The 26797-nt window shown below is 71.5% G+C and carries 23 protein-coding genes; 16 read left to right on the forward strand and 7 right to left on the reverse strand.

Going from position 1 to position 26797, the window contains the following annotated elements; translation table 11 throughout:
* Window positions 1-10: 10 nt before the first annotated feature.
* From HD594_RS05625 to HD594_RS05650, 6 genes are all read left to right on the forward strand, one after another.
* Window positions 11-979 carry an electron transfer flavoprotein subunit alpha/FixB family protein gene (locus HD594_RS05625; RefSeq protein WP_184750017.1) on the forward strand — a complete coding sequence of 323 codons (969 nt, stop codon included), beginning with the start codon at window positions 11-13 and terminating at the stop codon, window positions 977-979.
* A gap of 11 nt (window positions 980-990) precedes the next feature.
* Window positions 991-2649, forward strand: coding sequence for a cytochrome b/b6 domain-containing protein (locus tag HD594_RS05630; RefSeq protein ID WP_184750018.1), 1659 nt, complete (start codon window positions 991-993; stop codon window positions 2647-2649).
* 34 nt (window positions 2650-2683) lie between these two features.
* Window positions 2684-3559: an LLM class flavin-dependent oxidoreductase gene (locus tag HD594_RS05635; protein WP_184750019.1), complete on the forward strand. Its 876-nt coding sequence runs from the start codon at window positions 2684-2686 to the stop codon at window positions 3557-3559.
* A gap of 178 nt (window positions 3560-3737) precedes the next feature.
* Window positions 3738-5000 carry a sensor histidine kinase gene (locus HD594_RS05640; protein WP_184750020.1) on the forward strand — a complete coding sequence of 421 codons (1263 nt, stop codon included), beginning with the start codon at window positions 3738-3740 and terminating at the stop codon, window positions 4998-5000.
* On the forward strand, window positions 4988-5692 hold the full coding sequence (locus tag HD594_RS05645; protein WP_184750021.1) for a response regulator: 705 nt from the start codon (window positions 4988-4990) through the stop codon (window positions 5690-5692). The genes HD594_RS05640 and HD594_RS05645 overlap by 13 nt, the downstream gene beginning before the upstream one ends.
* Window positions 5689-6552, forward strand: a complete 864-nt coding sequence (locus HD594_RS05650; RefSeq protein ID WP_184750022.1) for a hypothetical protein — start codon at window positions 5689-5691, stop codon at window positions 6550-6552. Before HD594_RS05645 ends, HD594_RS05650 begins: the two co-directional genes overlap by 4 nt.
* Before the next feature lie 60 nt (window positions 6553-6612).
* Here HD594_RS05650 and cofE read toward each other — a convergent pair whose 3' ends face one another.
* Window positions 6613-7413 (reverse strand): coenzyme F420-0:L-glutamate ligase, encoded by an 801-nt coding sequence (cofE, locus tag HD594_RS05655; RefSeq protein ID WP_184750023.1) that lies wholly within the window; start codon window positions 7411-7413, stop codon window positions 6613-6615.
* 26 nt (window positions 7414-7439) lie between these two features.
* Window positions 7440-7946 (reverse strand): GNAT family N-acetyltransferase, encoded by a 507-nt coding sequence (locus HD594_RS05660; RefSeq protein ID WP_184750024.1) that lies wholly within the window; start codon window positions 7944-7946, stop codon window positions 7440-7442.
* 142 nt (window positions 7947-8088) lie between these two features.
* Here HD594_RS05660 and HD594_RS05665 point away from each other — a divergent pair, with 142 nt between their 5' ends.
* The gene (locus HD594_RS05665; RefSeq protein WP_184750025.1) at window positions 8089-8649 is read left to right on the forward strand and encodes an acyl-CoA thioesterase; all 561 of its coding nucleotides are present in this window, start codon (window positions 8089-8091) and stop codon (window positions 8647-8649) included.
* 144 nt (window positions 8650-8793) lie between these two features.
* Window positions 8794-9432: a hypothetical protein gene (locus tag HD594_RS05670; protein WP_184750026.1), complete on the forward strand. Its 639-nt coding sequence runs from the start codon at window positions 8794-8796 to the stop codon at window positions 9430-9432.
* A gap of 1 nt (window position 9433) precedes the next feature.
* Here the strand turns inward: HD594_RS05670 and HD594_RS05675 are convergent, their stop codons facing one another.
* Window positions 9434-10339 carry a LysR family transcriptional regulator gene (locus tag HD594_RS05675; protein ID WP_184752591.1) on the reverse strand — a complete coding sequence of 302 codons (906 nt, stop codon included), beginning with the start codon at window positions 10337-10339 and terminating at the stop codon, window positions 9434-9436.
* An 87-nt stretch (window positions 10340-10426) separates the two neighbouring features.
* On the opposite strand from HD594_RS05675, the gene HD594_RS05680 reads away from it, so the two are divergent.
* On the forward strand, window positions 10427-14113 hold the full coding sequence (locus HD594_RS05680) for a bifunctional proline dehydrogenase/L-glutamate gamma-semialdehyde dehydrogenase (protein ID WP_184750027.1): 3687 nt from the start codon (window positions 10427-10429) through the stop codon (window positions 14111-14113).
* A 120-nt stretch (window positions 14114-14233) separates the two neighbouring features.
* On the opposite strand, the gene HD594_RS05685 is transcribed toward HD594_RS05680, so the two are convergent.
* Window positions 14234-14551: a hypothetical protein gene (locus tag HD594_RS05685; protein WP_184750028.1), complete on the reverse strand. Its 318-nt coding sequence runs from the start codon at window positions 14549-14551 to the stop codon at window positions 14234-14236.
* A gap of 7 nt (window positions 14552-14558) precedes the next feature.
* Window positions 14559-14879, reverse strand: coding sequence for a hypothetical protein (locus HD594_RS05690; RefSeq protein ID WP_184750029.1), 321 nt, complete (start codon window positions 14877-14879; stop codon window positions 14559-14561).
* Between the two features lie 203 nt (window positions 14880-15082).
* On the opposite strand from HD594_RS05690, the gene HD594_RS05695 reads away from it, so the two are divergent.
* The 6 genes from HD594_RS05695 to HD594_RS05720 all read left to right on the forward strand — a co-directional run bounded on the left by HD594_RS05695 (window position 15083) and on the right by HD594_RS05720 (window position 22225).
* Window positions 15083-16117 (forward strand): LacI family DNA-binding transcriptional regulator, encoded by a 1035-nt coding sequence (locus HD594_RS05695; protein WP_184750030.1) that lies wholly within the window; start codon window positions 15083-15085, stop codon window positions 16115-16117.
* 185 nt (window positions 16118-16302) lie between these two features.
* Window positions 16303-17637, forward strand: coding sequence for an ABC transporter substrate-binding protein (locus tag HD594_RS05700; protein ID WP_184750031.1), 1335 nt, complete (start codon window positions 16303-16305; stop codon window positions 17635-17637).
* A 142-nt stretch (window positions 17638-17779) separates the two neighbouring features.
* The gene (locus HD594_RS05705) at window positions 17780-18709 is read left to right on the forward strand and encodes a carbohydrate ABC transporter permease (RefSeq protein ID WP_184750032.1); all 930 of its coding nucleotides are present in this window, start codon (window positions 17780-17782) and stop codon (window positions 18707-18709) included.
* Window positions 18709-19656 carry a carbohydrate ABC transporter permease gene (locus HD594_RS05710; RefSeq protein WP_221446560.1) on the forward strand — a complete coding sequence of 316 codons (948 nt, stop codon included), beginning with the start codon at window positions 18709-18711 and terminating at the stop codon, window positions 19654-19656. The genes HD594_RS05705 and HD594_RS05710 overlap by 1 nt, the downstream gene beginning before the upstream one ends.
* Before the next feature lie 62 nt (window positions 19657-19718).
* Window positions 19719-21230, forward strand: a complete 1512-nt coding sequence (gene arfA, locus HD594_RS05715) for an arabinosylfuranosidase ArfA (protein ID WP_184750033.1) — start codon at window positions 19719-19721, stop codon at window positions 21228-21230.
* A complete protein-coding gene (locus tag HD594_RS05720; RefSeq protein ID WP_184750034.1) occupies window positions 21230-22225 on the forward strand; it encodes an arabinan endo-1,5-alpha-L-arabinosidase in 996 nt (331 codons plus the stop codon). Before arfA ends, HD594_RS05720 begins: the two co-directional genes overlap by 1 nt.
* 13 nt (window positions 22226-22238) lie before the next feature.
* Here HD594_RS05720 and HD594_RS05725 read toward each other — a convergent pair whose 3' ends face one another.
* Entirely contained in the window at window positions 22239-22691 is a 453-nt protein-coding gene (locus HD594_RS05725; protein ID WP_184750035.1) for a hypothetical protein, read from the reverse strand.
* Between the two features lie 128 nt (window positions 22692-22819).
* Complete coding sequence (locus HD594_RS05730) at window positions 22820-23662, reverse strand: SDR family NAD(P)-dependent oxidoreductase (RefSeq protein WP_184750036.1); 843 nt, start codon at window positions 23660-23662, stop codon at window positions 22820-22822.
* 104 nt (window positions 23663-23766) lie between these two features.
* Between HD594_RS05730 and HD594_RS05735 the strand changes: the two genes are divergently transcribed.
* Entirely contained in the window at window positions 23767-26793 is a 3027-nt protein-coding gene (locus HD594_RS05735) for an AfsR/SARP family transcriptional regulator (RefSeq protein ID WP_184750037.1), read from the forward strand.
* Window positions 26794-26797: the final 4 nt, after the last annotated feature.

Here is a 26797-nt window from a genome sequence, read left to right on the forward strand (position 1 = left end):
GCAGAACAACATGGCTGATTTCGCAAGCGATTCGATCCTCGTCCTGCTCGACGTGACGCCCTCGGGCGCGCTCGCCGCATCGTCGGCCGGGCTCCTGGGCGCAGCATCCACCGTCGGCACACCCGTCGCGCTCGTCGTGGGCGACGAGAAGCTCGCAGCGGATGCCGCGGCCCTCGGCGCCGGCACCGTCCTGGTCGCCGCTCCCGGCGAGGGGCTCGTCGTCCCGGTCGCCGACGCGCTGACCGCGGCCGCCGAGCTCGTGCGCCCCGACGCGATCCTCGCGTCGCAGTCGATCGAGGGCCGTGAGGCGGCGGCCCGGTTCGCCGCCCGCACCCGCGCCGGCCTGTGCGTCGACGCGATCGGCGTCTCGCGCGACGACCTGGGCGTCGTCGCCCAGCACTCGGTCTACGGCGGTTCGTACAACGTCGAGGCGTCCGTCACCTTCGGCGCCCCCGTCATCACGGTGCGCCAGGGGTCGATCGACGCCCGCGCCGAGGCCGTCGCGTCGCCGGTCGTCGAGACGCTCGAGGTGACCGCCTCCGGCCGCAAGGCCGCGACGGTCGGCGCTGTCGAAGAGGCCGTGGTGACCTCGTCCCGCCCCGAACTGCGGGGTGCCGCGAAGGTCGTCTCGGGCGGTCGCGGCCTCGGCTCCGGTGAGAAGTTCTCGCTCGTCGACGACCTCGCCGACGCGCTCGGCGCCGCCGTCGGCGCCTCGCGAGCCGCGGTCGACGCCGGCTACGTGCCGCAGTCGTACCAGGTCGGACAGACCGGTGTCTCGGTGTCGCCGCAGCTGTATGTCGCTTTGGGAATCTCGGGCGCGATCCAGCACAAGGCCGGGATGCAGACGGCGAAGACGATCGTCGCCATCAACAAGGACGCCGATGCCCCGATCTTCGAGATCGCCGACTTCGGCGTCGTGGGCGACCTGTTCACCGTCGTGCCGCAGCTGATCGCGGCGCTCGAGGCGAAGAAGAAGTAGGGCCGGCGGGTATGGCGACGTACACGGCGACGGTCCGGCAGGGCCTGCCCCGCACGCCCGGCGGCTCCGCCTGGCCTCCCGCCGGCGAAGCCCCGATCGAGGTGGCCGAGCAGGTCGGGACGACCGCCGAGGATCCTGCGGTCGCGGTCGCGGCCGCCCCTGAGGTGTCGGTCGCCGCGACGCCGGTGGCCGCCGCCCCCGTCGCCGAGCAGCCCCAGCCCGTCGCCGCGCCCGCCGTCGCGCCGGTCGCCGCATCCGCCGTCGCCATCCGCCGTGGCCTTCCGCGAACGCCGGGTGGCGAGCCGTGGCCGCCCGCCGATTTCGCCGCCGGAGGTGCGCCCGCGGTCGCTCCCGCGAGCCCCGCTGCGCAACCCGCCGCCGCGGCGCCGCCGGCGATCGCCGAGACTCCTCAGCCTGCCGATGCGCCGGTCGCGGCCGCCGCCGCACCCGCCGCCGCCGTCCCGGTCGCGGCCGCATCCGCCATCGCGGTCCGGCGAGGCCTGCCGCGTACGCCGGGTGGCGACGCCTGGCCGCCCGCCGACTTCGCGGCGGCCGCCGCCCCGGCCCCGGCCGAGACGGCCGCCGCCGCGCCGGTCCCTGCGGAGACGGCTGCCGCGGTCGTTGCCGCGGAGCCCACGGTCGCCACCGTCGCACCCGCCGCCGAGGTCGTTCCGGCCGAGGACTACTCGACGCCGCTGCCGTTCACCCGCACCGTGTGGGCGGGCGAGACCGCGTTCACGCGCCCGGCGCCGAAGCCCGAGCCGCAGCGCGTCGGCCCCTTCACGAAGGGGCAGTGGGCGGGAGCCGTCATCATCGGCGGCGCGGGCCTGCTGTTCGCGGCCGGCATGGTCGTCGTCGCGGTCCAGTGGCTGCTGAGCCTCGAGTTCATGCAGGAGTTCCTCGCCGACTACCCGGGCGAGTACCACCTGCCCGAGAGCGCACCGGTCGGGTTCCCGGCCTGGCTGGGGTGGCAGCACTTCTTCAATGTGTTCCTGATGGTCCTCATCATCCGGTCGGGTCTGACGATCCGCACCGAGAAGCGGCCGACCGCGTTCTGGTCGCCGCGGAACAACCCCAAGCGCAAGATCAGCCTGACGATCTGGTTCCACCAGTCCCTGGACCTGCTGTGGGTCATCAACGGCGTCGCGTTCGTGGTGCTGCTGTTCGTGTCGGGCCAGTGGATGCGGATCGTCCCCACCTCGTGGGAGGTGTTCCCCAACGCCCTGTCGGCGGCACTGCAGTACGTGTCGCTGGACTGGCCGACCGAGAACGGCTGGGTCAACTACAACTCCCTCCAGCAGCTCGCCTACTTCGCGACCGTGTTCCTCGCGGCGCCGCTCGCGGCGATCACGGGTGTGCGGATGGGCGGGCTGTGGCCGAAGAACGCCAAGACCCTCAACAAGGTCTATCCGGTGGAGTGGGCGCGCACCGTGCACTTCCCGGTGATGCTGTACTTCGTGCTGTTCATCTTCGTGCACGTCGTGCTGGTCCTCGCCACCGGGGCGCTGCGGAACCTGAACCACATGTACGGCGCGCAGGACGCCGACAACTGGGTTGGCTTCTGGATCTTCGTCGCCTCCCTCGTCGTCATCGCCGCCGCGTGGGTCGCCGCCCGGCCCCTCGTGCTCGCCCCCATCGCCCGACTGTTCGGCAAGGTCTCCGGGCGCTGACGCGCCGCGGAGAACGAGAGCGGATGCCGACCCGATGGCACTGAGCCGGATCAGCCTCGTCATCCCGCCCGTCGGGCTGTGGCGCGAGCAGGCCCGCTGGTACCAGTGGGCCGAGGATGTCGGCTACGACGTCGTCTACACCTACGACCACCTCACGCACGCGACCGCGCCGGGGATGTGGCTCGGGGAGGCCTTCTCGACCCTGACCGCCGCCGCGGCGGTGACCGATCGGGTCAAGCTCGGCACGCTCGTCGCGTCGGCCGTCTTCCGCAGTCCCGTCGCCCTGGCGCGCGCGGCGATGACCGTGCAGGACATCAGCGGCGGGCGCCTCGTGCTGGGGCTCGGCATGGGCGCGCCGTCGTGCGCGGTCGCCGACCACGGCGAGCGCCCGGAGCTGCGCGACATGTCGCGGCGGTTCGCCGACGTCGTGCGCGGCTACCGTGCGGTGCTCGACGGCGCGACCGAGTGGCAGGGCGAGACGCTGTCGTTCGGCGGGCTCGAGACGCTGCCGGCTCCGGACGGCGTCGCGGCCCCCGAGTTCCTGGTCGCCGCGCACGGACCGCGCGCGCTGGCCCTGGCCGCCCGCTACGCCGACACGTGGAACACGTACGGCGGCCCCGCCGGGCGCGAGCTCGACGGGGACGAGTTCTGGCAGCTGCTCGCGCAGCAGGCATCCGTCTTCGACGAGCAGTGCGAGCGGTACGACCGCGACCCCGCCGACGTGAGCCGGAGCGTCATGATCGGGTTCGGGAAGGTGCGGCTGACCTCCGACGTGGGCAGCTATCTCGACACCGTCGAGCGGGCCGAGGCCGGAGGCTTCGACGAGCTGATCGTCTACGGGCCCGACTCGCCCTCGGGCATGGGCTCCGACCCGCGCGTGCACGAGCAGGCCCTCGCGCGCCTGCGCTGACGCGCCCCAGCGTCGAGTGCATATGACGTCGCCGAGACGATAGGACGTCACCCGTTCACGCCATGTGCACTCGGCGAGAGCATGTGCACTCGACGGCTGCGGCGGTGGGGGATAACCCGAAGAGAACAGTACGGAAGACTCTGGCGCGCCCCCGGACCCCGAGTTCTAGCTTGGAGTCATGTCCACAGCAACTGCTTCCCCGCCCTCGGTGGCCTCGCCGCTCCGTGTCCTCGGCGCCACCGCGCAGCTGGTCACGATGGGCGTCATCGGGCCCGCCGTCTTCACGGTCCTCGCGACCTTCCTCGGCCTCGGACTCGGCCTTCTGCCGATCCTCGGCGTCGGCCTCCTGTTCCTCCTCGGCTTCATCTACCTGATCTTCGCGCTCGGCTGGTTCGAGGCCGCCCGCATCGACGGTCTCTACGGCTTCGGCATCCCGCCCCACCGGCCGCGCACGAGCGGCCGGCCCGGCTTCGGCGGCTTCATGAAGACCCTGTGGCTGCAGCTGATCGACCCGGCCGCGTGGCGCGGCGTCGCGAACGCGGCCATCGCCACCGTGCTCGGGTGGATCGTGCTGAGCATGCTCGGGCTGATGTCGTCCGGCGTCGTCCTGGCCTTCTCGCCCCTGTTCGCACGCAGCGCCGGCATCCCCCTCTCAGGCACCGGCCTCGAGGTCCCGGTCGCGTGGGCGGTGCCCGTCGGCATCCTCGCGGCGCTGCTCGGGGCCGCCGCGACCGTGGGTCTCGCCATCCTGCACGGCGTCATCGGCCGAGCGATCATGGTCCCCTCGCGCGAAGCGCAGCTGGCCGCCGCCGCGCAGGCGTCGAACGCCCAGCGCGCCGGCGCCGTCCGCGCCGCCGACGTCGAGCGCACGCGCATCGAGCGCGACCTCCACGACGGCGTGCAGCCCCGCCTGGTCTCCGTCGGCATGACGCTCGGCCTCGCGCAGCAGAAGATCGACAGCGACCCCGAAGCGGCCAAGGAGCTCATCGGCGAGGCGCACACGTCGACGAAGGCGGCGATCACCGAGCTGCGGCAGCTCGCCCGCGGCATCCACGCCTCGGTCCTCGACGACCGCGGCCTCGACGCCGCCCTGTCGGCGCTCGCCGGGCGCTCGGTCATCCCCGTGCACCTGGACGTGCGCCTGGACGGCCGCTGCAGTCGCGATGCCGAGGCGGCCGCCTACTTCGCGATCGCCGAGTCGCTGACCAACGCCGCCAAGCACTCCCGCGCCACCGAATGCCGGGTCGTCGTGCGACTGCGCGACACCGGGATGCTGTGGGCCCGCGTCGAGGACAACGGCGTCGGAGGCGCCCGCATCCTTCCGGGCGGCGGCCTCGACGGCATCGTCAACCGCATCGCCGCCGCCGGCGGTGAAGCCCGCATCGACTCTCCCGCCGGAGGGCCGACCAGCCTGGAGGTGAGCGTGCCATGCGCATCCTGATCTGCGAGGACTCCGCACTCCTGCGCGAGGGTCTCGTGCGACTGCTCGAAGACGCCGGCCACGACGTGGTCGCGGCCCTCCCCGACGCGACGCACCTCACCGAGACCGTCGACGCCGAGGCGCCCGAGCTGTGCATCCTCGATGTGCGACTGCCGCCCACCTGGACCGACGAGGGGATCCGCGCGGCGCTCGAGCTGCGGGCCCGCCTGCCGAAGCTCGCGGTGCTCGTCCTCTCGCAGTACGTCGAGGAGCGGTACGCAGCCGACCTCATCGCCGCCAGCGACGGGGCCCTCGGCTACCTGCTGAAGGACCGCGTCGCCGACGTCGCCGACTTCCTCGAGGCGGTCGGGCGCATCGGCGAGGGCGCCACAGTCCTCGACCCCGAGGTGGTCGCCCAGCTGCTCAGCCGTCGCCGCAAGGACGAGCGGATGCAGCGCCTCACCGACCGCGAGTCCTCGGTCCTGGCCCTGATTGCGGAGGGCCGCTCCAACGCCGCGATCGCCAAGACGCTGCATGTGTCGGAGGGCAGCGTCGAGAAGCACATCACCGCGGTCTTCCAGAAGCTCGATCTCGAGCAGGACGACTCCGGCAACCGGCGGGTGCTCGCAGCCCTCGCCCACCTCGAAGCAGGCGGCACCCTGCCGCCCCAGACGCCAGGCGGCACCGCGCCGCAGACGGGAACGAACCGATGAGCACCACCGTGATCCCTCCGACCCCGCCGGCTCAGCCGGCCCCGCAGCCCGCCGGGCCGCCGCCGCGCTCGGGTCCGTCCAACGCGGCGAAGGCCGTCGCGATCCTCGTGATCGTCTTCGGTGCCCTCGTCCTCGTCGGTGCGATGGTGTCGGCCGCCCTGTCCACGATCGCGGCGGCGAGCGTCTCGACGCAGTCGCAGACCGAGGCCGCCGGCGGCGTGACGATGCTCGACGCCGATGTGTCAGCGGGGTCGCTGCGGATCGAGTTCGCCGACGTCACCGAGGCCGAGCTCGACGTGACCCGCGCGTGGGGCATCGGCGACTGGACGCTGGAGCGCAGCGGATCCACGCTCGTCATCGCCTCGCCCGAGGGGGCGTGGGGATCGGGCTGGTGGTGGTTCGGCGGCACCGGCGACGCCGTCCTGCGGCTGCCGCTCGCCGTCGAGAGGGCGGATGCCGACCTGACGCTGTCGGCCGGCAGCATCGCCGCCGACGGCGAGTTCGACGACATCCGGCTGGTCCTCGGCGCCGGCAGCGCCGACGTCTCGGGCGTCGCCGACACCATCGCCGCCGACATCAGCGCCGGATCGGCCAACGTCGACCTCTCGGACGTGTCGGATGCCGACCTGTCGGTCAGCGCCGGCTCGCTCGACGTCACCCTCAGCGGTTCGACGCCCGAGGACGTCACCCTCGAGGTGTCGGCCGGTTCGCTGACCGTCACCGTCCCCGACGACGTCTACGACATCCGCTCCGACGTGTCGGCCGGCGACTTCGAGAACCGCATCGGCTCGACCGCCGGGGCGCCCAACAGCATCGACGTCCAGGTCTCGGCCGGCCAGGTGGTGCTGCGCTCGCGCTGACGCGCACGCACCGGGGGGTCGGATGCCGGGGGCCGCGCGCTCCCGGCATCCGGCATGCGGTCAGGAACCCGCGGACTCGTCGGCTCCGGCCGCGCGGCCGGCGGCGAAGCCCTCGGCATACGCCTCGTCGGTGCCGAGGCGGAACATGTCGCGGTCGAGCGACCGCACGATCGAGCGGGCGCCCGGCAGCTCCAGCGGTCCGACGAGGTCGCCGCGGCCGCGGACGACAGCGACCGGCAGGCGGGCCGCCTTGCCCTTGACGAGGTCGCCCGCCGCCGCGAGCTCGTCGGCGACGCAGGGGAGCGTCACGACGAGCGGGCGGCCCTCGGCATCCGTTCCGCCCCGCAGGTCCTCGAAGACGTGGACGCCGGCGGCGCCGATCGCATGGTCGGTCTGGCCGTCGCGCCACGCGCGCCCGAGGGTGTCGGTGACGATCACGCCGAGGTCGACGCCGAAGCGCTGCCGCAGGCGCTCCGCGAGCACCCGCGCCGAGGCGTCGGGGTCCTCGGGCAGCAGCAACACGGTGCCGTCGGGCGTGTTGGACGCGTCGACTCCGGCGGCAGCCGACACGATGCCGAGCCGGTTCTGCACGATGCGCGTCACGCCGCCGTTCGGGCCCGGTCGCGTGGCGACCACGCGGACGGTCTCGGCCGTGATGGCGTCTTCGCGGTCGTCGGCGCGCAGCATCCGCCCCTCGGCCTTCGACACGACCTTCGAGGTGACGACGAGGATGTCGCCGTCCCGCGGTGCGCTCGACGGCTCGGACGCCGCGAACCCGGACACCGCGTCGCCGATCACGTCGGCGAGGTCGTCGCCGGGCGAGATCTCGCCGATCCCCGGCAGAGCCCAGACCTGGAGCATTCCGGCGCTGCCGCGCTCAGCGGGCGTCAGCGGACGAACCGGACCTCGGTGAGCGTCTCACCGAGGAAGGGCTCGGTGTGCTGGGCGCCGTCGAGGGCGAATCCGTTGCGCGCGTAGAACCGGTGCGCGCGGGGGTTGTCCTCGGCCACCCACAGGTAGAGCGGCTCGTCCTCCTCGACGACCGCGTCGAACAGCCTCTGGCCGATGCCGGTGCCGTGGAACTGGTCGAGCAGGTAGATGAAGTACAGCTCGCGGTTGCGCGGGGCGTCACGGTCGCGGGCGGGGCCCGAGCCGGCGAAGCCGACGATCTCGTGGTCGACGAGGGCGGCGTACATCTTGAAGTCGGGGCCCTGGACGGCCCAGTGGGTCCACAGTTCGGCGAGCCGCAGCGGCGACACCTTCTCGAGCGCGGCCTTGCTGATGAGGTGGTCGTAGGTCTCGTGCCAGCTCTTGGCGTGCACGCGCCCGAGGGCCTCGGCGTCCACGTCGCGAACCGGACGGACGACGATGTCGGTCTGGAGTTCAGCTCCCATGGGCCAGACTCTACGCCGCGGTCGGCGGGACGTGAAATCGAGCGGCGGCGGGGCTGTGGAGGACGCGCGGGCGCCCGAAAGTGCTGTAGAGATTCCACAATCGCTTCGTGTGCGGTGGGGTCGGTGGCTACGATCGGCCCTCGTGAACGTGATGTGGCGGACCCTGATCGTGCTTCTCCGTGCGCGCCTGCGCCTGCGCCGTGATGGCCTCCTCCCGCCGCAGAGCGTCGGCACCATCCGGCTGACGACGCTGCCGACCGACATCGACTTCCTCGGCCACATGAACAACGGCCGCTACGCGTCGCTGTTCGACCTGGGGCGCTTCGATCTGCTCATCCGCACCGGGATCTGGGATGCCTTCGCCCAGCGTCGCTGGTATGCGGTCGTGGCGAGCTCCACCATCACGTTCCGCAAATCCCTCGGGCTGTGGCAGCGGTTCGAGATCGAGTCTCGCCTCATGGGGCACGACGACAAGTCGGTCTATCTGATGCATCGCGCCGTCGTGGACGGCGAGGTCTACACCGAGATGATCGTCCGCGCGCGGTTCCTCAAGCGGTCGGGCGGCATCGTCACCCACGAGGAGCTGTTCGAGGCGGTGGGCCGCCCCGACGATCTGCCTGAGATCGACCCGTGGGTGCACGATTGGGCCGCGGCATCCGCTCTGCCCTCCACGAAGGCGCCGGCTCCGAGCGTCTGGAGCTGAGCCGTTCGCCTCTTCCCCCGTCTGCGCGGGTAGCGCGTCGCGGTGCCCGGCGCAAGGGGGTGCCTTCTCGAGCTTCGACCCGGTTGGGTGGTGCGGGTGCCGGTGCGAAAACCGCCGCCGGCCCTGACCGAGAAGGAGCGTGACGTGGACACCACCACCCTCATCTGGATCATCGTCGGCGTCCTCGCCGTCGCCCTCGTCGTGATCGCCGTCTACGTGCTGACCGCGCGCGGCCGGTCGCAGCGGCACCAGCAGGCGCAGCACGCCAAGGCGGAGGACCTGCGCAGCCGGGCCCGTGAGTCGGAGCTCGCCGCTCGCGAGAAGGAGGCCGAGCTCGCCCAGGCGCGAGCGGATGCCGCAGCCGCAGTGGCGACGGCCGAGCAGTCCCGCGCGCGAGCCGCGCAGGCCGAGGCGGACGCCCAGCGCGTCGGCGGCGTCATGGAGGAGCACCGCGCGGAGGCGGACCGTCTGCGCGACGAGCAGGCCGCGGCGCTCCGTGAGGCGGACGAGGTCGATCCGTATGCCGATCGCGCCGACGAGCAGCGGGCCTCCGAGCAGACGGATGCGGCCCCGGCCGCCGAGTCCGAGTCGTCGCAGGCGCCGATCACGCGCCCCCGTGTGGAGGACGACGAACTGCGCCGGCCGCGCTACGCCCCGGCCGGCGACGACTCCGCACCCGCCGGCGCCGCTCAGGCCGAATCCGCCCCCGCCGACTCCGCTGATGCGCACGCCGACGGCGCACCGGCAGACTCGCGCCGCGCCGCGCGCGCCGACTCCGCCTGACTCACGAGCTCTGGCCGGCGGGCGCGGGCGCGGCGTCGAACGCGTCGCGCAGCGCGTCGCGCACGGCCCGGATGGCGGCCCGCGAGGTGGACGAGCGCCGCACGACGGTGAACACCTCGCGGGCCGGCGCATCCGGCAGATCGACGAGCCGCACGCGCGGGGCGCTCCCCGCCCACATCAGGTCGGGGAGCAGCCCCACCGCATGCCCGGCCGCGATCAGTTCCGCGTGCGCCATGAGGTCGGCGACCTCAAACCGCACGTCGGGCTCGAAGCCCGCCGCCCGGCACTGCTGCACGGCCCACTGGCGAGCCGCCGTGCCCGCCGGCTCGAGGATCCACGGTCGCTCGCGCAGGTCGGCGAGGCCGCGCGCGTCATCCCCCGGCGGCAGCGCGAGGCGGATCGGGTCGCGTCCGAGGGTCGCGCGCTCGAGCCCGGGACGGTGCTCGCGCGACTGCCCGGGGTACTGCTCGGCGACGGCGAGGTCGAAGCGCCGTGCCGACACCTCGAAGAGTCCCTCTTCGGGTGGCGCCTCGCTCACCTCGATGCGCAGCTTCGGTTCGCGGGCGGTCAGCAGCGACAGCGCGACGGGCAGGATGCCGTGCACGACGGTCTGCATGACGGCCATGCGCACGGGAGCGCCGCTCGGCTGGAGCGCGTCGAGCGCGCCGCGCACCTCCTCGTCGCGCGCGAGCGCATCGGCGGCGTGGGCCACGAGCAGTTCGCCGTGCTCGGTCAGCCGCACGCGGCGGCCGTCGGGCGCCAGGAGCGGAACCCCCGCCTCCTTCTCGAGCTGCGACAGCTGCTGCGAGATCGTCGACGGGCTGTACGAGAGCGCGTCCGCGACGGCGCCGATGGTTCCCCGCAGGGCGAGCTCGTGCAGCATCCGCAGTCGGCGCAGATCGAACATCGGCATCCGATCATTCGAGAATCATGAACGGTATAGATCGTAGATCATCGCTTTTCTTGAACGGATGCATGCCGCACGCTCGATGTCATGACGACGGTCGAGGTGCAGTCTGGAGACGTGGCGATGGATGAGGGTCCCGAGACGGATGCCGCGATCGCGGATGCCGCGATCGCGCTGGCTGCGCGCTGGGTGACCGAGGCCGCCGACGCCGACGTCGACCCCGCCGCCGAGCGCCTCGCCGGCGTCCTGAAGGACCCGAACGGACTGCCCTTCACGCTCGGGTTCGTCGATGGAGTCATGCGTCCCGAGAGCGTCGTGGCCGCCGCATCCCGCCTGAACCACGTCGCCCCGATCGTGCCCGGCTTCCTGCCGTGGTACCTGCGCGGCGCCGTGCGGGTGGGCGGTGCGGTGGCGCCGATCGCGCCGATGCCCGTCGTGCCGATCGCCCGCCGCGTTCTGCGCGAGATGGTGGGGCACCTGATCGTCGACGCACGGCCCGAGAAGCTCGGCCCCGCGATCGCGTCGATCCGGGAGTCCGGAGCGCGGCTGAACCTCAACCTGCTCGGCGAGGCCGTCCTCGGCGACGGCGAGGCGCTGCGGCGGCTCGAGGGCATCCACGACCTCATCCGCCGGCCCGATGTCGACTACGTCTCGGTCAAGGTATCGGCGATCGTCAGCCACATCTCGATGTGGGCGTTCGACGAGACCGTCGACAAGGTCGTCGAGCGCCTGCTGCCGCTGTATGCGACCGCGGCGGAGAACGGCACCTTCATCAACCTCGACATGGAGGAGTATCGCGATCTGGATCTGACGATCGCGGTGTTCACCCGCATCCTCGCCGACGAGCGCCTGACGGGTCTCGAAGCGGGCATCGTGCTGCAGGCGTATCTGCCCGATGCGCTGCCGGCGCTCGAACGGCTCACGGAGTGGGCGCGCGAACGCGTGGACGCAGGCGGTGCGCCGATCAAGGTGCGCCTCGTCAAGGGCGCGAACCTCGCCATGGAGCACGTCGACGCCGTCATGCACGGGTGGGCGGTCGCCACCTACGACACGAAGCTCGACTCGGATGCGAACTACGTCCGGTGCCTGCGCTTCGCGCTGGATCCCGAGAACACGCGTGCCGTGCGCCTCGGCGTCGCCGGCCACAATCTCTTCGACATCGCCTATGCCTGGCTGCTCGCCGGGGAGCGCGGCGTCACGCGCGACATCGAGTTCGAGATGCTGCTGGGTATGGCCCAGGGGCAGGTGCAGGCCGTCAGCCGCGAGGTCGGCCACGTGCTGCTGTACGTGCCCGTCGTGCGGCCGGACGAGTTCGACGTCGCCATCAGCTACCTCGTGCGCCGGCTGGAAGAGAACGCGTCGCACGAGAACTTCCTCTCGGCGGCCTTCGACCTGCATGAGGACGCATCGCTGTTCGCGCGCGAGCGCGACCGGTTCGTCGCGTCGCTCGAACGGGCGGACGACCCCGCCCTCGCGACCGGCGCGCGGCGCGCGCAGCAGCGCGGCGGAGGGGCGGATGCCGTTCCGGCAGCTGCCGACGGCGAGGACGGCGCGGCGGCCGAGGCCGCGGCCGAGCCCACGATGACCGGCGCCGTGCTCGAGATCGCGGACACCGACGACTCCTTCGTCGAGACGGCGGTGTTCTCGAGCCGCGAGTCCGACGTGCTCGCCGCCGGCGTCGCGGGCTTCGCGAACACGCCCGACTCCGACCCGGCGCTGCCGCAGGTGCGGTCATGGGCGAAGGACGTTCTCGCCCGCATCCCGTCCTCGACGGCGGGCGAGGTCGCGATCACCGCCGCGCGCGTCGGGAGCCCCGACCAGGTCGACGCGGTCGTCGCGCGGGTGAAGAAGGCCGGTGCGCGCTGGGGCGAACGGCCGGCTGCCGAGCGTGCGTCGGTGCTCGAAGCGGCAGCGCGCGCGCTGGAGTCCCGTCGCGCCGAGCTCATCGAGGTCGCGGCATCCGAGACGGGCAAGGTGTTCGCCGAGGCGGACGTCGAGGTCAGCGAGGCGGTCGACTTCGCCAGGTACTACGCAGCGACCGCGCGCGAACTCGATCGCGTCAGCGGGGCCGTGTTCGTCCCCGCGCAGGTCACGCTCGTGACGCCGCCGTGGAACTTCCCCCTCGCGATCCCGGCCGGCGGTGTGCTCGCCGCGCTCGCCGCGGGCTCGGGCGTCGTGTTCAAGCCCGCCCCCCAGGCGCGCCGGTGTGCGGCGGTGATCGCGGAGGCGCTGTGGGCGGCCGGCATCCCGCGCGACGTCCTCGCTCTCGTGGACGTCGACGAGGGCTCGCTCGGCAAGAAGCTCGTGTCGCACCCCGACGTCGACCGCGTGATCCTGACCGGCTCGTTCGAGACGGCGGCGCTGTTCCGCTCGTGGCGGCCGGAGCTGCCGCTGCTGGCCGAGACGAGCGGCAAGAACGCGATGATCGTGATGCCGTCGGCCGACCTCGACCTCGCGGCATCCGACCTCGTCAAGAGCGCCTTCGGGCACGCGGGCCAGAAGTGCTCGGCGGCGTCCCTCGCGATCCTCGTGGGTCCGGTCGCCCGGTCCGAGCGGGTCATGCGGCAGGTGAAGGACGCCGCGACGTCGCTGCGCGTCGGGCCGCCGACCGATCCGACCGCCGAAGTCGGGCCCGTGATCGAGGTCCCGCAGGGGAAGCTCTCCTGGGCGCTCACGACACTGGGCGACGGCGAGGAGTGGCTCGTCGAGCCGCACATGGTCGCGCCCGAGATCGGTGCCGGCCGCCCCGCGCCCGACCCGTGGGCCGGGCGCCTGTGGAGGCCCGGCATCCGCACCGGCGTCAAGCCCGGTTCGCGTGTGCACCGGGAGGAGTTCTTCGGGCCCGTGCTCGGCATCATGCGGGCGGCGTCGCTCGCCGAGGCGATCGAGCTGCAGAACGCGGTCGCGTACGGCCTGACGGCGGGGCTCTACACGCAGGACGCCCGCGACCTCGCGACGTGGCTCGACGAGGTGCAGGCGGGGAACCTCTACGTCAACCGCGGCATCACCGGCGCCATCGTGCAGCGGCAGCCCTTCGGCGGCTGGAAGCGCTCCTCGGTGGGCCCGGGCACGAAGGCCGGCGGACCGAACTACCTCATCGGGCTCGGCTCGTGGCGCCCCTCGACCGGCGGCACGCCGTCGCAGACGCTGCACCTGCGGGGCCTGGACTCCCGCATCCGCGACGCGATCGAGGCGGCCCAGCCCTCGCTCGGCTACGAGGCGTTCGAGTGGCTGCGACGGGGCGCGCTGTCGGATGCGCTCGCGTGGGACCGCGAGTTCGGCAAGGTCAAGGACGTGTCGCGCCTCGGCGTCGAGCGGAACCTGTTCCGCTACCGCCCGGTGCCGGCCGTCGCGGTGCGCGCCACCGCGGACGCGCCCTGGCAGGCGCTGCTGCGTGTCGTGCTCGCCGGCATCCGCGCGGGCACCGAGATGACGGTGAGTGCGACGACGGGCGTGCCGGCGCCGGTGCGGCGCGCGCTCGACGACGCGGGCATCGCGCTGTACGTCGAGAGCGACGCGGAGTGGATCGAGCGGATGCAGGCCGCCGACCCGCGTCCCCCGCGTGTGCGGCTGATCGGGTCGGAATCCGCGGTGGCGTCGCTGCACCGCACCCTGGCGGCGGCGTTCGACGGCGACCCCGACCTTGCCGTCTACGACAGCGCCGTGACGACGGCGGGCCGCCTCGAGCTGCTCCCGTTCCTGCGCGAGCAGTCGATCACGATCACGGCGCACCGGTTCGGGAACCCGGACGACTGGTCTGCCGACGTGATCTGAGGCCGCGGGCGTCACAAGTGGCGGGGATTCTCGGCGACACGCCGCTGGCAGCATCCGCCCACCGGCGTGTCGTCAGGGATCCCCGCCATTCGGTACACGAGCAGGGGCTCGTATCTCGGGTCAATTCGGGATCGGCCCGTCCGGGACCTCCCATGAGTGGTGCTGGCGCCAGCGCGGTGGGATCTCGCCGGTCGTGCGGCGGTGAAGGACACCGGCCTCGTCGACCCACACGTGCAGGCGCCGTTGAGCGGTCGGGTGGTCGGGGCTGAGGAACCAGCTCAGCGGGTTCAGGAACTCGAGGAGAAAGCGCCATGCCGGCGGATGAACGAGGTGGATCATCCACATCTCGTCGTCCCGACGGTCGCCGTCGAGGTGCCAGCCATCGTCCATGCGGCGCATCATCTCGGAGCGGAGGTCGGCGGTGATCCCGTGGCTCATCGGCCGGTCAACGGTGCCACTTCTTCATCCGGTCCGAGAGTGTGTTCTGCTCCTGCCGTCGAGCTCGCACGGACGACCACAGCGGCACCCAGATCGGAGCGAGCACGCCGGCCATGCTCGCCAGGAACACCAGCGCACAGCCTGCGGCCCAGACGAACAGGGGCAGCGGCATCCGGGGGGCCGAGGTCTCCACGTCGGCTGCCCAGTCGCCGCCGACCTGCGTGTAGACCCCGATGAACGCCCAGACGCACGCAACGGCGACCGCGAGCGCGCCGAGCCATCCGATCGCGAGCCCGAACCCGGATGGCCGGCTGGTCCTGATGAACATGAGGTCAGCGTAGACGGCCGACGCGCGCGCGAACGCCGGGGAAGCGCGCGAAAGTCGGAGGATCGGGGGGCGGATGCTCCGACTTTCGCGCAGAACTCCGACGAACGGATGCCGGAACCTGCGGCGGCGGCGCTCCACAGGGATGAGGCGCAACTCTACAACGTTGTACTCGGGCCGGGTACAGTGGATCGACAGGAGGGCACATGGCCGCAACGCTGCACGACGTGGCTCGACTCGCGGGCGTCTCGATCAAGACGGTCTCGAACGTCATCAACGACTACCCGCACGTGCGCCCGACGACCCGCGAGAAGGTCCAGGCGGCGATCGCCGAACTCGGCTACACGCCGAACCTGACCGCGCGGAATCTGCGGTCGGGCAAGACCGGCGCGATCGCGCTCGCCCTGCCCGACCTGGGCCTGTCGTACTTCGCCGAGCTCGCCGCCGACGTGATCGCCGAGGCCGAGAAGGCCGGCGTCGTGGTGCTCGTCGAGCAGACCGGCGGCGACCGCCAGCGGGAGCTCGACCTGCTGCGCAGCCCGCGGCTCAAGCTCACCGACGGGCTCATCTTCAGCCCGCTCGGCATGGGGCAGGAGGACGTCGACGCGCTCGAGGTCCCGTACCCGATGGTCGTCCTCGGCGAGCGGATCTTCGACGGCCCCGTCGATCACGTCACGATGCAGAACGTCGAGGGTGCGCGGGCGGCGACGGAGTTCCTGATCGCCAACGGACGCCGCCGGATCGCGGTCGTGGGAGCGCACGAGGGCGAGGTCATCGGCTCGGCGGGCCTGCGCACGCGCGGGTACGTCCAGGGTCTCGAGGCCGCGGGCATCCCCTATGACGAGGGCCTCATCGCGTACACGACCACGTGGCACCGGGCCAACGGCGCGACGGCGATGCGCGATCTGCTCGCCCGCGGCGCCGAGTTCGACGCCGTCTTCGGGCTGAACGACACCCTCGCACTCGGTGCCATGCGCGTGCTTCAGGAGGCCGGCATCGACGTTCCGGGCGACGTGCACGTCATCGGCTGGGACGACCTGGACGAGGCCAAGTACTCGATCCCGTCGCTGACCACGGTCGACCCCGGGCGACGCTGGATCGCCCGCACTGCCGTGCGGACGCTGCTCGACCGCATCGCGAATCCGACCGAGGATCATCGGTCGCTGCTCCTCGCGGACTACCGCATCGTCGAGCGCGAGTCCGCGCCGGCGCTGCAGCGCGAGTCCGTGACCGCGCCGTAGCGCACTCGCTCCGAAATCTTCCCGAGGGGCCTTGACATCTCCTGCATGCAGGAGCACTATGTCGTTTACAACGTTTACTTCTAACGTTGTAAATCGCAGGACTCACCGTGGAGGAATCCACGCGAAGGCCCCGCGACCACTCCGTGAACACCGGTGTTTGCACCGCGAGAGGAAGCACACAGCCAATGAAGTCGAAGGTTCTTGCCGGGCTCGGCGTCGCCGCCGTCGCCACGGCCGCACTGACAGGATGCTCGGGCGGATCCGCAGCAGAATCCTGCACCAACGAGATCCTCAACCCCGACGCCACGCAGGTCAGCGTGTGGGCGTGGTACCCCGCGTTCGACCAGGTCGTCGACCTGTTCAACGAGACCCACGACGACGTCCAGGTCTGCTGGACCAACGCCGGCCAGGGCAACGACGAGTACACCAAGTTCTCGACCGCCCTCGAGTCGGGCAGCGGCGCTCCGGACGTCATCATGCTCGAGTCCGAGGTGCTCGCGAGCTTCACGATTCGCGACGGCCTGGTGGACCTCACCGAGTACGGCGCGAACGACGTCAAGAGCGACTACACCGCGGGTTCGTGGAAGGACGTCTCGAGCGGCTCGGCCGTCTACGCCATCCCGGTCGACGGCGGCCCCATGGGCATGCTCTACCGCCAGGACATCCTCGACGAGTACGGCATCGAGGTGCCGACCACGTGGGACGAGTTCGCCGACGCCGCTCAGAAGCTGCAGGATGCCGGCGCACCCGGCGTCTTCGCCGACTTCCCGCCGAACGGCCGTGCGTACACGCAGGCCCTGTTCGCGCAGGCCGGCAACGTTCCCTTCACCTACGACAGCGCCAACCCGCTCGAGATCGGCATCGACGTCAACGACGCCGGCTCCAAGGACGTCCTGGCGTACTGGAACGACCTGACCAGCAGCGGCCTGGTCGCCACCGACGAGGCGTTCACCGCCGACTACAACACGATGCTCGTCGACGGCACCTACGCCATCTACATCGCCGCCGCATGGGGCCCCGGCTACCTGAAGGGCCTCGAGGGCACCGATGACACCGCCGAGTGGCGCGCCGCGCCGGTTCCGCAGTGGGACGTCGACAACCCCGTCCAGATCAACTGGGGCGGCTCGACCTTCGCGGTGACCAGTCAGGCAGACGACCCCGAGGCCGCGGCGCTCGTGGCCAAGGAGATCTTCGGCACCGAGGACGCCTGGAAGATCGGCGTCGAAGAGGCCTCGCTGTGGCCGCAGTGGCTCCCGATCCTCGAGTCGGACTACTTCGTCGAGCGTGAGGACCCCTTCTTCGGCGGTCAGCAGATCAACAAGGACGTGTTCCTCGAGGCGGCCGCCGGCTACCCCGGCTTCACGTTCAGCCCCTTCCAGAACTACGCCTACGACCAGCTGCAGGAAGAGGTCACGGCGGTCGTCGTGGACGGCTCGAAGGACGCCTCCACCGCTCTGGACGACCTGCAGGCCACTCTGGAGCAGTACGCCACCGATCAGGGCTTCGAGCTCACCAACTGATCACCCCGGGGCCGGTCCTCACGGGCCGGCCCCACCCCCGGCGGCATCGTCCCGCCACCCGATCCACCACCCCGGACCTCAGTCCGGGCGATCCACCACCCGGGCCCCGCGCCCACGATCCACCACACCGAAGGGAATCGCCATGACGACGACCGTCATCGACGCCCCGGCCGCGCCGCCTCGCCGACGACGCAGCGCCACCGAACGCCGCCACAAGGTGGGCTGGCTGTTCATCACCCCGTTCCTGGTTGTCTTCGCAGCCTTCCTCGTCTTCCCCCTCGCCTACGCGTTCGGCATGAGCCTGTACAGCTCGACGCTCGCGACCGGGACCAAGTTCGTCGGCCTCGAGAACTATGTCAAGGCCTTCACCGACCCGCTGTTCCTCGGCGGACTCGGACGCGTCGCGCTCTACGCCATCGTGATGATCCCCGTCCAGCTGCTCGTCGCGCTCGCCGCGGCGCTGCTCCTCGACAACCTCGCCACCTGGCTGTCGAAGCTGTCGCGGCTGCTGATCTTCGCGCCGTACGCGATCCCGGTCGTCATCGGCACGCTGATGTGGAGCTTCCTCTACAGCCCGCGTTTCGGACCGGCCGGCACGATCTTCGAGCTGTTCGGGCTCGAAGCGCCGAACTTCTTCTCGAGCGACACGATCTTCTTCAGCCTCGTCAACGTCGTCACGTGGCAGTGGGCGGGCTACTACATGATCATCATCTACGCCGCGCTCCGGGCGATCGACCCCTCCATCTACGAGGCGGCTCGCATCGACGGCGCGAACGGCTGGCAGATCGCGACGCGCGTCAAGGTCCCGATGATCTCGTCGTCCATGGTGATGGTGATCACCTTCGCCCTCATCGGCACGCTCCAGTTCTTCACCGAGCCGACCGTGCTGCGCAGCGTCGCCTCGGGCGCACTCCCCGCCGACTACACGCCGAACATGTACGCGTACGCGCTGGCCTTCAGCTACAGCCAGTTCAACTACGCGTCCACGATCGCGTTCGCCCTCGCGATGGTCGTGTTCATCGGATCGTTCGGGTTCCTGTTCCTGACCCGCAAGCAGAGTGGACTGAAGTGATGGCCGCCGTACTCAACCCCGGGACGCTCGACACGGAACTCGTCACGACCGACCCCAAGCAGCGCCGGCGCGAGCGCCGCCGCACCGAGCACGGCCCCGCGACCGGCGGCCGCAAGATCGGCTCGCACGTCCTGCTGGTCATCATGGCCTTCTACTTCGTCGTGCCGATCTGGTGGCTCATCGTCGCCTCGACCAAGAGCACGGGGAGCCTCTTCTCGAGCCCGGCCTTCTGGTTCGACAACCCCTCGTCGTTCTTCACGAACATCCAGGGCCTGTTCGAGCACCAGAACGGCATCTACTGGACGTGGCTCGGCAACTCGTTCCTGTACTCGTTCACCGCGGGCATCGGGGCCACCATCGTCGCGGTCCTCGCCGGGTACGGCTTCGCCAAGTACTCGTTCAAGGGACGCAACGTCATCTTCGGGATCATCCTCGGCTCGGTCATGGTGCCGCTCACAGCCCTCGTGATCCCGCAGTTCATGCTCCTCAGCCAGTACGGCCTCATCAACACCGGCTGGGCCGTGATCCTGCCGTCGCTGCTGAACCCGTTCGGGGTGTACCTGATGCGCGTCTACACGCAGGACGCGATCCCCGACGAACTCCTCGAGGCCGCCCGCATCGACGGCGCGGGCGAGTGGCGGACGTTCCTCCAGGTCGTGTTCCCGCTCCTGCGCCCCGCGATCGTCACGGTGCTGCTGCTGAGCATCGTCGGCACCTGGAACAACTTCTTCCTGCCGCTCGCGATGCTCACGAGCCCCGAGACCTTGCCGGTCACGGTGGGCCTGAACCGCTGGCTGACCCTGTCCAATGCCGGAGCCGGCGGCGAGCAGGTGTGGAACCTCATCACCTCGGGCGCCTTCATCTCGGTGGTGCCGCTGATCCTGTCGTTCCTCTTCCTGCAGCGCTACTGGCAGGGCGGTCTCGCCATCGGCGGCGTCAAGTCCTGAGCCCGGCGCTGCGCCGGCATCCGTCCCTCTTCATCCCCTCAAGCACGAAAGAAAGCACACCCATGCCTTCCGCACGCATCACGGTCGACCCGCACTTCGCGATCGGCCCCATCCAGCGCAAGCTCTTCGGCGGCTTCGTCGAACACCTCGGTCGTCACGTCTACGACGGCATCTACGAGCCCGGCCACGAGACGGCGGATGCCGAGGGCTTCCGCCAGGACGTCATCGACCTGGTCAAGGAGCTCGGCGTCTCGACCATCCGCTACCCCGGCGGCAACTTCGTCTCGGGCTTCCGGTGGGAGGACTCGGTCGGCCCGGTCGAGGACCGTCCCCGTCGCCTGGACCTCGCGTGGCACTCCACCGAGACCAACGAGGTGGGCCTGCACGAGTTCTCGGGCTGGCTCGACAAGGTCGGCAGCGACCTCATGATGGCCGTGAACCTCGGCACCCGCGGCACGCTCGAGGCGATCGACCTGCTCGAGTACTCCAACATCCGCTCGGGCACCGCCCTCAGCGACCAGCGCGTCGCCAACGGCAAGGCCGATCCGTTCGACGTGCGCATGTGGTGCCTCGGCAACGAGATGGACGGGCCCTGGCAGCTCGGCCACCGCTCGGCCGACGACTACGGCAAGGTCGCGTCGATGGCGGCCAAGGGCATGCGCCAGCTCGACCCGTCGATCGAGCTCGTCGTGTGCGGGTCGTCGTCCGCGCACATGCCGACGTTCGGCGAGTGGGAGCGCACCGTGCTCACCCACACGTACGAGGACGTCGACTACATCTCGTGCCACGCGTACTACGAGGAGAAGAACGGCGACCTCGCCAGCTTCCTCGCGTCGGCCGTCGACATGGACGGCTTCATCGAGACCGTCGTCGCCACGGCCGACCACGTCGGCGCCGTGCGCGGGTCGAAGAAGAAGATCAACATCTCGTTCGACGAGTGGAACGTCTGGTACATCGAGCGCTTCCACGGCGTCGACAAGATCGAGGGCATCGACAACTGGCCGGTCGCCCCGCGCCTGCTCGAGGACATCTACTCGGTGGCGGATGCCGTCGTCTTCGGCAACCTGATGATCTCGCTGCTCAAGCACGCCGACCGCGTCACGAGCGCCTCGCTCGCGCAGCTGGTCAACGTCATCGCGCCGATCATGACCGAGCCCGGCGGGCCGGCGTGGAAGCAGACGACGTTCTTCCCGTTCTCGGTCACCTCGCGCCTCGCGCAGGGCGATGCGCTGCAGCTCAAACTCGACGCGCCGACCTACAGCACCGAGGTCTACGGCGAGGTTCCGCTGGTCGACGCCGTCGCCACGCACGACGCCGAGACCGGCCGCAGCGCGGTGTTCCTGGTCAACCGCAGCCAGACCGAGGCGATCACCATCACCGCCGACGTCTCGGCGCTCGGCGATGTGTCGGTGCTCGAAACCCACGCTGTCTGGGACGAGGACGTGTACGCCAAGAACACGCTCGAGGACCGCGAGCGCGTGACGGCGAAGACCAACGACACCGCAGTGGTCGCGGACGGCACGCTGACCGTCACGCTGCCCCCGGTCTCGTGGACGGCCATCGCACTCGGCTGATGCGCACGACGCGGCGGACGCGGCTGACCCGGTGGATCGCAGCCGCGTCCGTCGGCCTTCTCGCGGCGACGCTCGCCGCCTGCTCGGGCGGGTCGTGGGAGCTCGAGGGAGACCTCGCGACCCACGACCCCGCCCTGGCGGTGCAGGACGGCACCTGGTACGTCTACTCCACCGGCAACGGCACGATCGCGAACGGCAACATCCAGGTGCGCTCGAGCGAGGACGGTCGCACGTGGCGCTACGAGGGCGAGGTCTGGGAGACCAAGCCCGAGTGGATCCGCGAGCAGGTGCCCGGCGTCGACAACCTGTGGGCTCCCGAGCTGATCGAGCACGGGGGCACCTGGTACCTGTACTACTCGGCGTCGACCTTCGGCAAGAACCGGTCGGTGATCGCGCTCGCGACCAACACGACCCTCGACCCCGATGATCCTCAATACGAGTGGGTCGACCAGGGTCCTGTGATCTCCTCGACGCCGCTGGACGACTTCAACGCCATCGACCCCGGCGTGGCCACCGATGACGACGGCACGCCGTACATGGCGTTCGGATCGTTCTGGAGCGGCATCCGCATGGTCGAACTGGAGTGGCCGAGTGGCCTGCGCGTCGACGACGCTGAGCCGCTGCACCTCGCCGACCGGCAGGAGCCGCCCAACGCCGTCGAGGCTCCGTACCTGCTCGAGCACGAGGGGGAGTGGTTCCTGTTCGTCTCGTTCGACAGCTGCTGCCGCGCCGCCGACAGCACCTACAGGATCGCGGTGGGGCGAGCGGATGCGCCCACCGGGCCGTTCGTCGACCGCGACGGCGTGCCGCTGCTCGCCGGCGGCGGCACCGTCCTTCTCGAGACCGACGGGTCGCGCGTCGGGCCGGGCGGCCAGTCGGTCTCAGACGGCGTGATGGCGTTCCACTGGTACGACGCCGACCTGAACGGTCAGTTCCGCCTCGGGCTCGCGCCCGTGGAATGGGATGCCGACGGGTGGCCCGTGCTGTCGTGGTGACGGTGCGTCCGGCTCAGTCGCCGTCGTCCTCGCGTCCCGTCGCCTTCTTCGTGTAGGCGAGCATCGAGGCGTCGAAGTCCGCGATGGCCCTCTCGCAGCCACGCACGTACGCGTCGAACCCATCGGCCTCCGCCTCGTCGGATCCGCTGCGGGCGTCCCGCTTGCGGCGTTCGCGATCGAGCCGGCGGCGAAGCGCGTCGACGGCGACGGCGGCATCCGTCGTCCGCCCGAAGATCTTCTCGATCCCTGTGGCGACGACGATGACGAAGCCCAGCACGGGAGCCACCCAGCCTGGCCAGCCCACGGCGGCGGCGAGGGGCACCGCCGCGCCGGCGGCGAGGACGACGATCCACGTGACCTGCATCGTGAAGGTCCGCAGGCCCACCTCCCACGTCGATCGCCGTCGGCGTCGCGCGATCTCGCGCTCGTACCGGGACCGTCCGTTCTCGACCACATCGCTGCTCACGATCACGCCCCCCTGCGTCAGCCTCAACGTAGCGCGCCGGCGCTACCGGATCTACGGCGGGATCGCACGTTCGGAGCGCAGCCGGCGCGCCCGCGGACCCCAGTCCCGCGGACGCGCCGGGGCCTTGGTCACCGGGGGACCGCGACGAGATCCGAGTACGGCAGACGCCGGTCGGCCAGCCCCCGCAGATAGTCCTCGGCTCCGAGGGCGCGTGTCATCGCCCTCATCGCGCGGTCGGACATGCTTCCGAGCACGACGAGCGCGCGCAGCGGGAGGCGGTTGACGATCACCTCGGAGCGGTCGCGTCGCATCGCGCGCACGGCCCTCCGCGCCACGATCGCCGAGGCGTTCGTCCCGAGATACCACGGGACGGGTGTCTCGTACGCCGGGTACATGCCCTCGTCGCCGATGAACCCCGGCGAGACGACCGTCGTCGACACGCCTGTGCCGCGCAGTTCGGCACGCAGCGCCGTCGAGAAGGCGATGAGTCCCGCCTTGGACGCGGAGTAGTCGACCAGATGCGGAAGGCCCGCGAGCCCGGCGAGAGACGCGATGTTCAGCACCCGCCCGAAGCCGCGCTCGATCATCCCCGGCACGACCAGGCGGGTCAGCTGCATGGGCGCCTCCAGGTTCGTGGCGATCGGGAGCGCGGGATCCTCGGCCGTGAACGGCGTCGCCTTGGCGATCGCGGCGGTGTTCACCAGGATGTCGACGGGGCCGAGCACGGCCGCGACCTGCTCCACGACTCCCGATCGGTCGCCCGGCGACGTCACGTCGCCGGGCACGGCGATCGCCGTCCGGCCGGTCTCGGTCTCGATCTCACGCGCGAGGGTGTCCAGCGGCTCGATCGTGCGCGCCGTCAGCGCGACGTGACAGCCGTCCGCCGCCAGCTCGCGGGCGATGTTCGCGCCCAGGCCCCGCGACGCCCCCGTGATCAGCGCGACCCGTCCGGTGCAGTTCTCCATGCCCATGTCGGTGTCCTCTCCTGTGTGTGAGAGCACGATCGCGGATCGGGGTCACAGATAGGTCACACCCCGGACGACGGGCGGGATGCCGCGCGCTACAGTCGTGCTCGATGCAGATCCGTCTGTTCGGCGAGGTCACCGTCGGGGATGCGGAGGACGGCGCGCTGGGCAACGGACGCCCCGCGGCGATCCTCGTCCTTCTCGCGCTCCGCGCCGGTGGGGTGCTGCCGATCGAGCGGCTGATCGATCAGTTGTGGGTGGACGGTCCGCCGCGCGATGCCGTTCACGCGGTGCGCGTGTACATCTCGCGGCTGCGCACCCGGCTGGCGGCCGCGGGCACGACGGCGGCCGTCGTGACGCGGTCGGGCGGGTACGCCCTCGATGTCGCCCGCGACCAGGTCGACGTGCTCGCCTTCGAAGACCTCGCCGCGCGGGGCCTCGCGGAGTCGGATGCGGTCGAAGCGCTCGCCCAGCTCGAGCAGGCGCTGGAGATGTGGCACGCCGAGCCCCTCGTCGGGTTCGCCTACGAGGAGTTCGCCCTGTCGCTGCGTGCGCGCCTCGAGCAGGTGCGCCGCGACTGCCGCCGGCGGTGGGCGGAGCTCGCCATCGAGGCGGGCCGCCGCGACGAGGTCCTCGCCACGGTGCGCCGCGCGCTCGCCGACGATCCGGTGCAGGAGGGGCTGTGGACGGTGCTCGTCGGCGCGCTCCTCGACGCAGGCCGGACGACCGAGGCGACGGCGGCCCTCGCGCAGGCGCGCGACGCGCTCGCCCCTGCCGGCGAACCGGTCGGGCCGGAACTCGCCGAGATCGCATCCCGTCTCTCGCCCGAGGTCGCGCCCGTCGACCATGACGGCGCTCGGCTGCCCGCGCCGGTCGACGCCTTGTTCGGACGCGACCGCGAGCTGGAGGTGCTGGGCGCCGTGATCGCGACGCGGCGTCTGACGACCCTCACGGGCGCGGGCGGATGCGGCAAGACGCGTCTGGCGACCGAGCTCGCCGAGCGCTCCCGCGAGCGATTCGACGATCGGGTGTGGTTCGTCGACCTGACCACGGCCGAGCCGGCCGCATCCGTGCCCGACGTCATCGTGCAGGCCCTGCGGCTCGGGCAGGGGAGGCCGGGCGGCCCGCTCGAATCGCTCTGCAGCTTCATCGGCGACACCGAGGCGCTGCTGCTGCTGGACAACTGCGAGCACATGATCGAGCAGACCGCCGAAGCTGTCCAGGTCCTGCTGCGACGGTGCCCGCGGCTGCGCGTTCTGACGACGACGCGCGAGCCGCTGCGCATCCCCGGCGAGCACGTCTTCATCGTGCCGTCGCTCGCCGTGCCGCCCCTCGACGCCGATCTGACCGCCGCTGCAGACACGGCCGCCGTCGCCCTGTTCGTCGATCGCAGCCGAGGAGCGGACCCGGCTTTCGCGCTCACCACCGACGTGCTCCCGAGCGTGGTCCGGATCACGCGTGTGCTCGACGGGATCCCCCTCGCGATCGAACTCGCCGCCGTCCGCGTGCGGACGCTCTCGGTCGCGCAGATCGCACAGCGTCTGGGCGATGTGTTCGCGGCCCTCGGCGCCGGTTCGCGGACGGCGCTCCCGCGGCACCGGACCCTCGAGGCGGCGCTGCACTGGAGCTTCGATCTGCTGGACGCCGACGAGCGGGAGATGTTCGTCAGCGTCGGGGTGCTGCGTGGCGCCTTCGACATCCGTGCGGCTGCCGCGGTGGTGGCCTCGCAGGACTTCCCACGCGTGGAGGTGACCCTTGCGACCCTCGTGGAGAAGTCCGTCGTGGCGGCGCTGCGCGGTGCCGAGTCGCGCTATCGCCTGCTCGAGCCGATCCGCCAGTACGCCGAGCGGCGATCGGACGCCGGCGGCTCGGGCGTCGCGGCCCGACTGCGTCGTGACGAGTTCTTCGCCGCGCTGGTCGAGGAGGCCGGTCGCGGGCGGCGCCGCTTCGAGATCGCGGAGTGGCGCCGACGGGTCCGGGCCGCACGCGCGAACATCCTGGCCATGATCGACAGCCTCCTGGTCCGGGGCGACAGCGAGCGCGCCGCGGACGTCGTCATCGTCGTCACCCGGTTCTGGCTCGAGTTCGGGTTCTACGACGAGGGCAGACGGCTCATCGGTGCGGTCCTGCGCCCACCGCAGACACCCGAGCGCGTCGCCGCGCTTCGGGTGCAGGACGCGTGGCTCGCCAGCCACCAGGGCGACTATGCGCACGCGATCGGGTCCGCGACGTCGGCGGTCGAGGCCGCGGAGGCCTGCGGCGCGCGCGGCACCCAGGCGAGTGCGCTCAACGCGCTGGGCTCGCTCGCCGCCGAGCAGGGCGACATGCGATCGGCGACGGATCTGCTCGAGCGGGCGAGGCGCGTCAGCGTCGATGACGCGCCCGACATCCACCTGCGGGCGACGGTCAATCTCGCTTCGGTCCACGCGTGGGCGGGCCGGGTGCGCGACGCCGCGGCTGTCACCGCCACCTTCCTGCCGACCGGCGAGACGGCGCTGCGACAGCTGGCCATCGCCATCGACGGCGTCGCGGCACGGATCGACGGCGACCTGGAGCGATCCGCGCGACGGCTCGACGAGGCGCTCGCCATGATCGACGAGGGCGGCTCGGCATTCCACCGCTCGCTGTTCATCGTCGAGCGCGCGATCACCGCGTTCGAGGCCGGCGACCCTGCCCGCGCGCGCCGTCTGATCTCGCCGATCCTGACGGATGCCGCCGACGGCGCAGCGCCGGTGCGGCCGCGGCTTGCGGCGCTCGTGCTGTCGGCGAGGCTCGCCATCGCGGATGCCGACGACGCTATCGCGCGCGCGGATCTCGAGACCGCGGTCGGCGAGGCCCGCGCGACCGGCAGTGTCGGCATCCTGGTCGATGCTGCCGAGACGGTGACGCTCCTGGGCGGACCGGATGCGGACGACGGCGATCTGCTGGAGCTCTGCGCCCGCGCCCGCGCGCAGCTGGCCCTCGCCCGCGACGCGTGGGAGGTCGCCCGGTGGGGCGCCGTGCCCGACGCCGCGGATGCCGCCGCCTCCGCCGCCGCCCCGGCCGCCGATGAGCTCGCCGCCCGGGTGCTGGCCCGTCTGTGGCCGTCCGAGCACGGTTCAGTTCGGCGGGGATCCGGGACGACGCGCCGGTCGTGACGTC

The sequence above is a fragment of the Microbacterium thalassium genome (assembly GCF_014208045.1).
Taxonomy (GTDB): domain Bacteria; phylum Actinomycetota; class Actinomycetes; order Actinomycetales; family Microbacteriaceae; genus Microbacterium; species Microbacterium thalassium.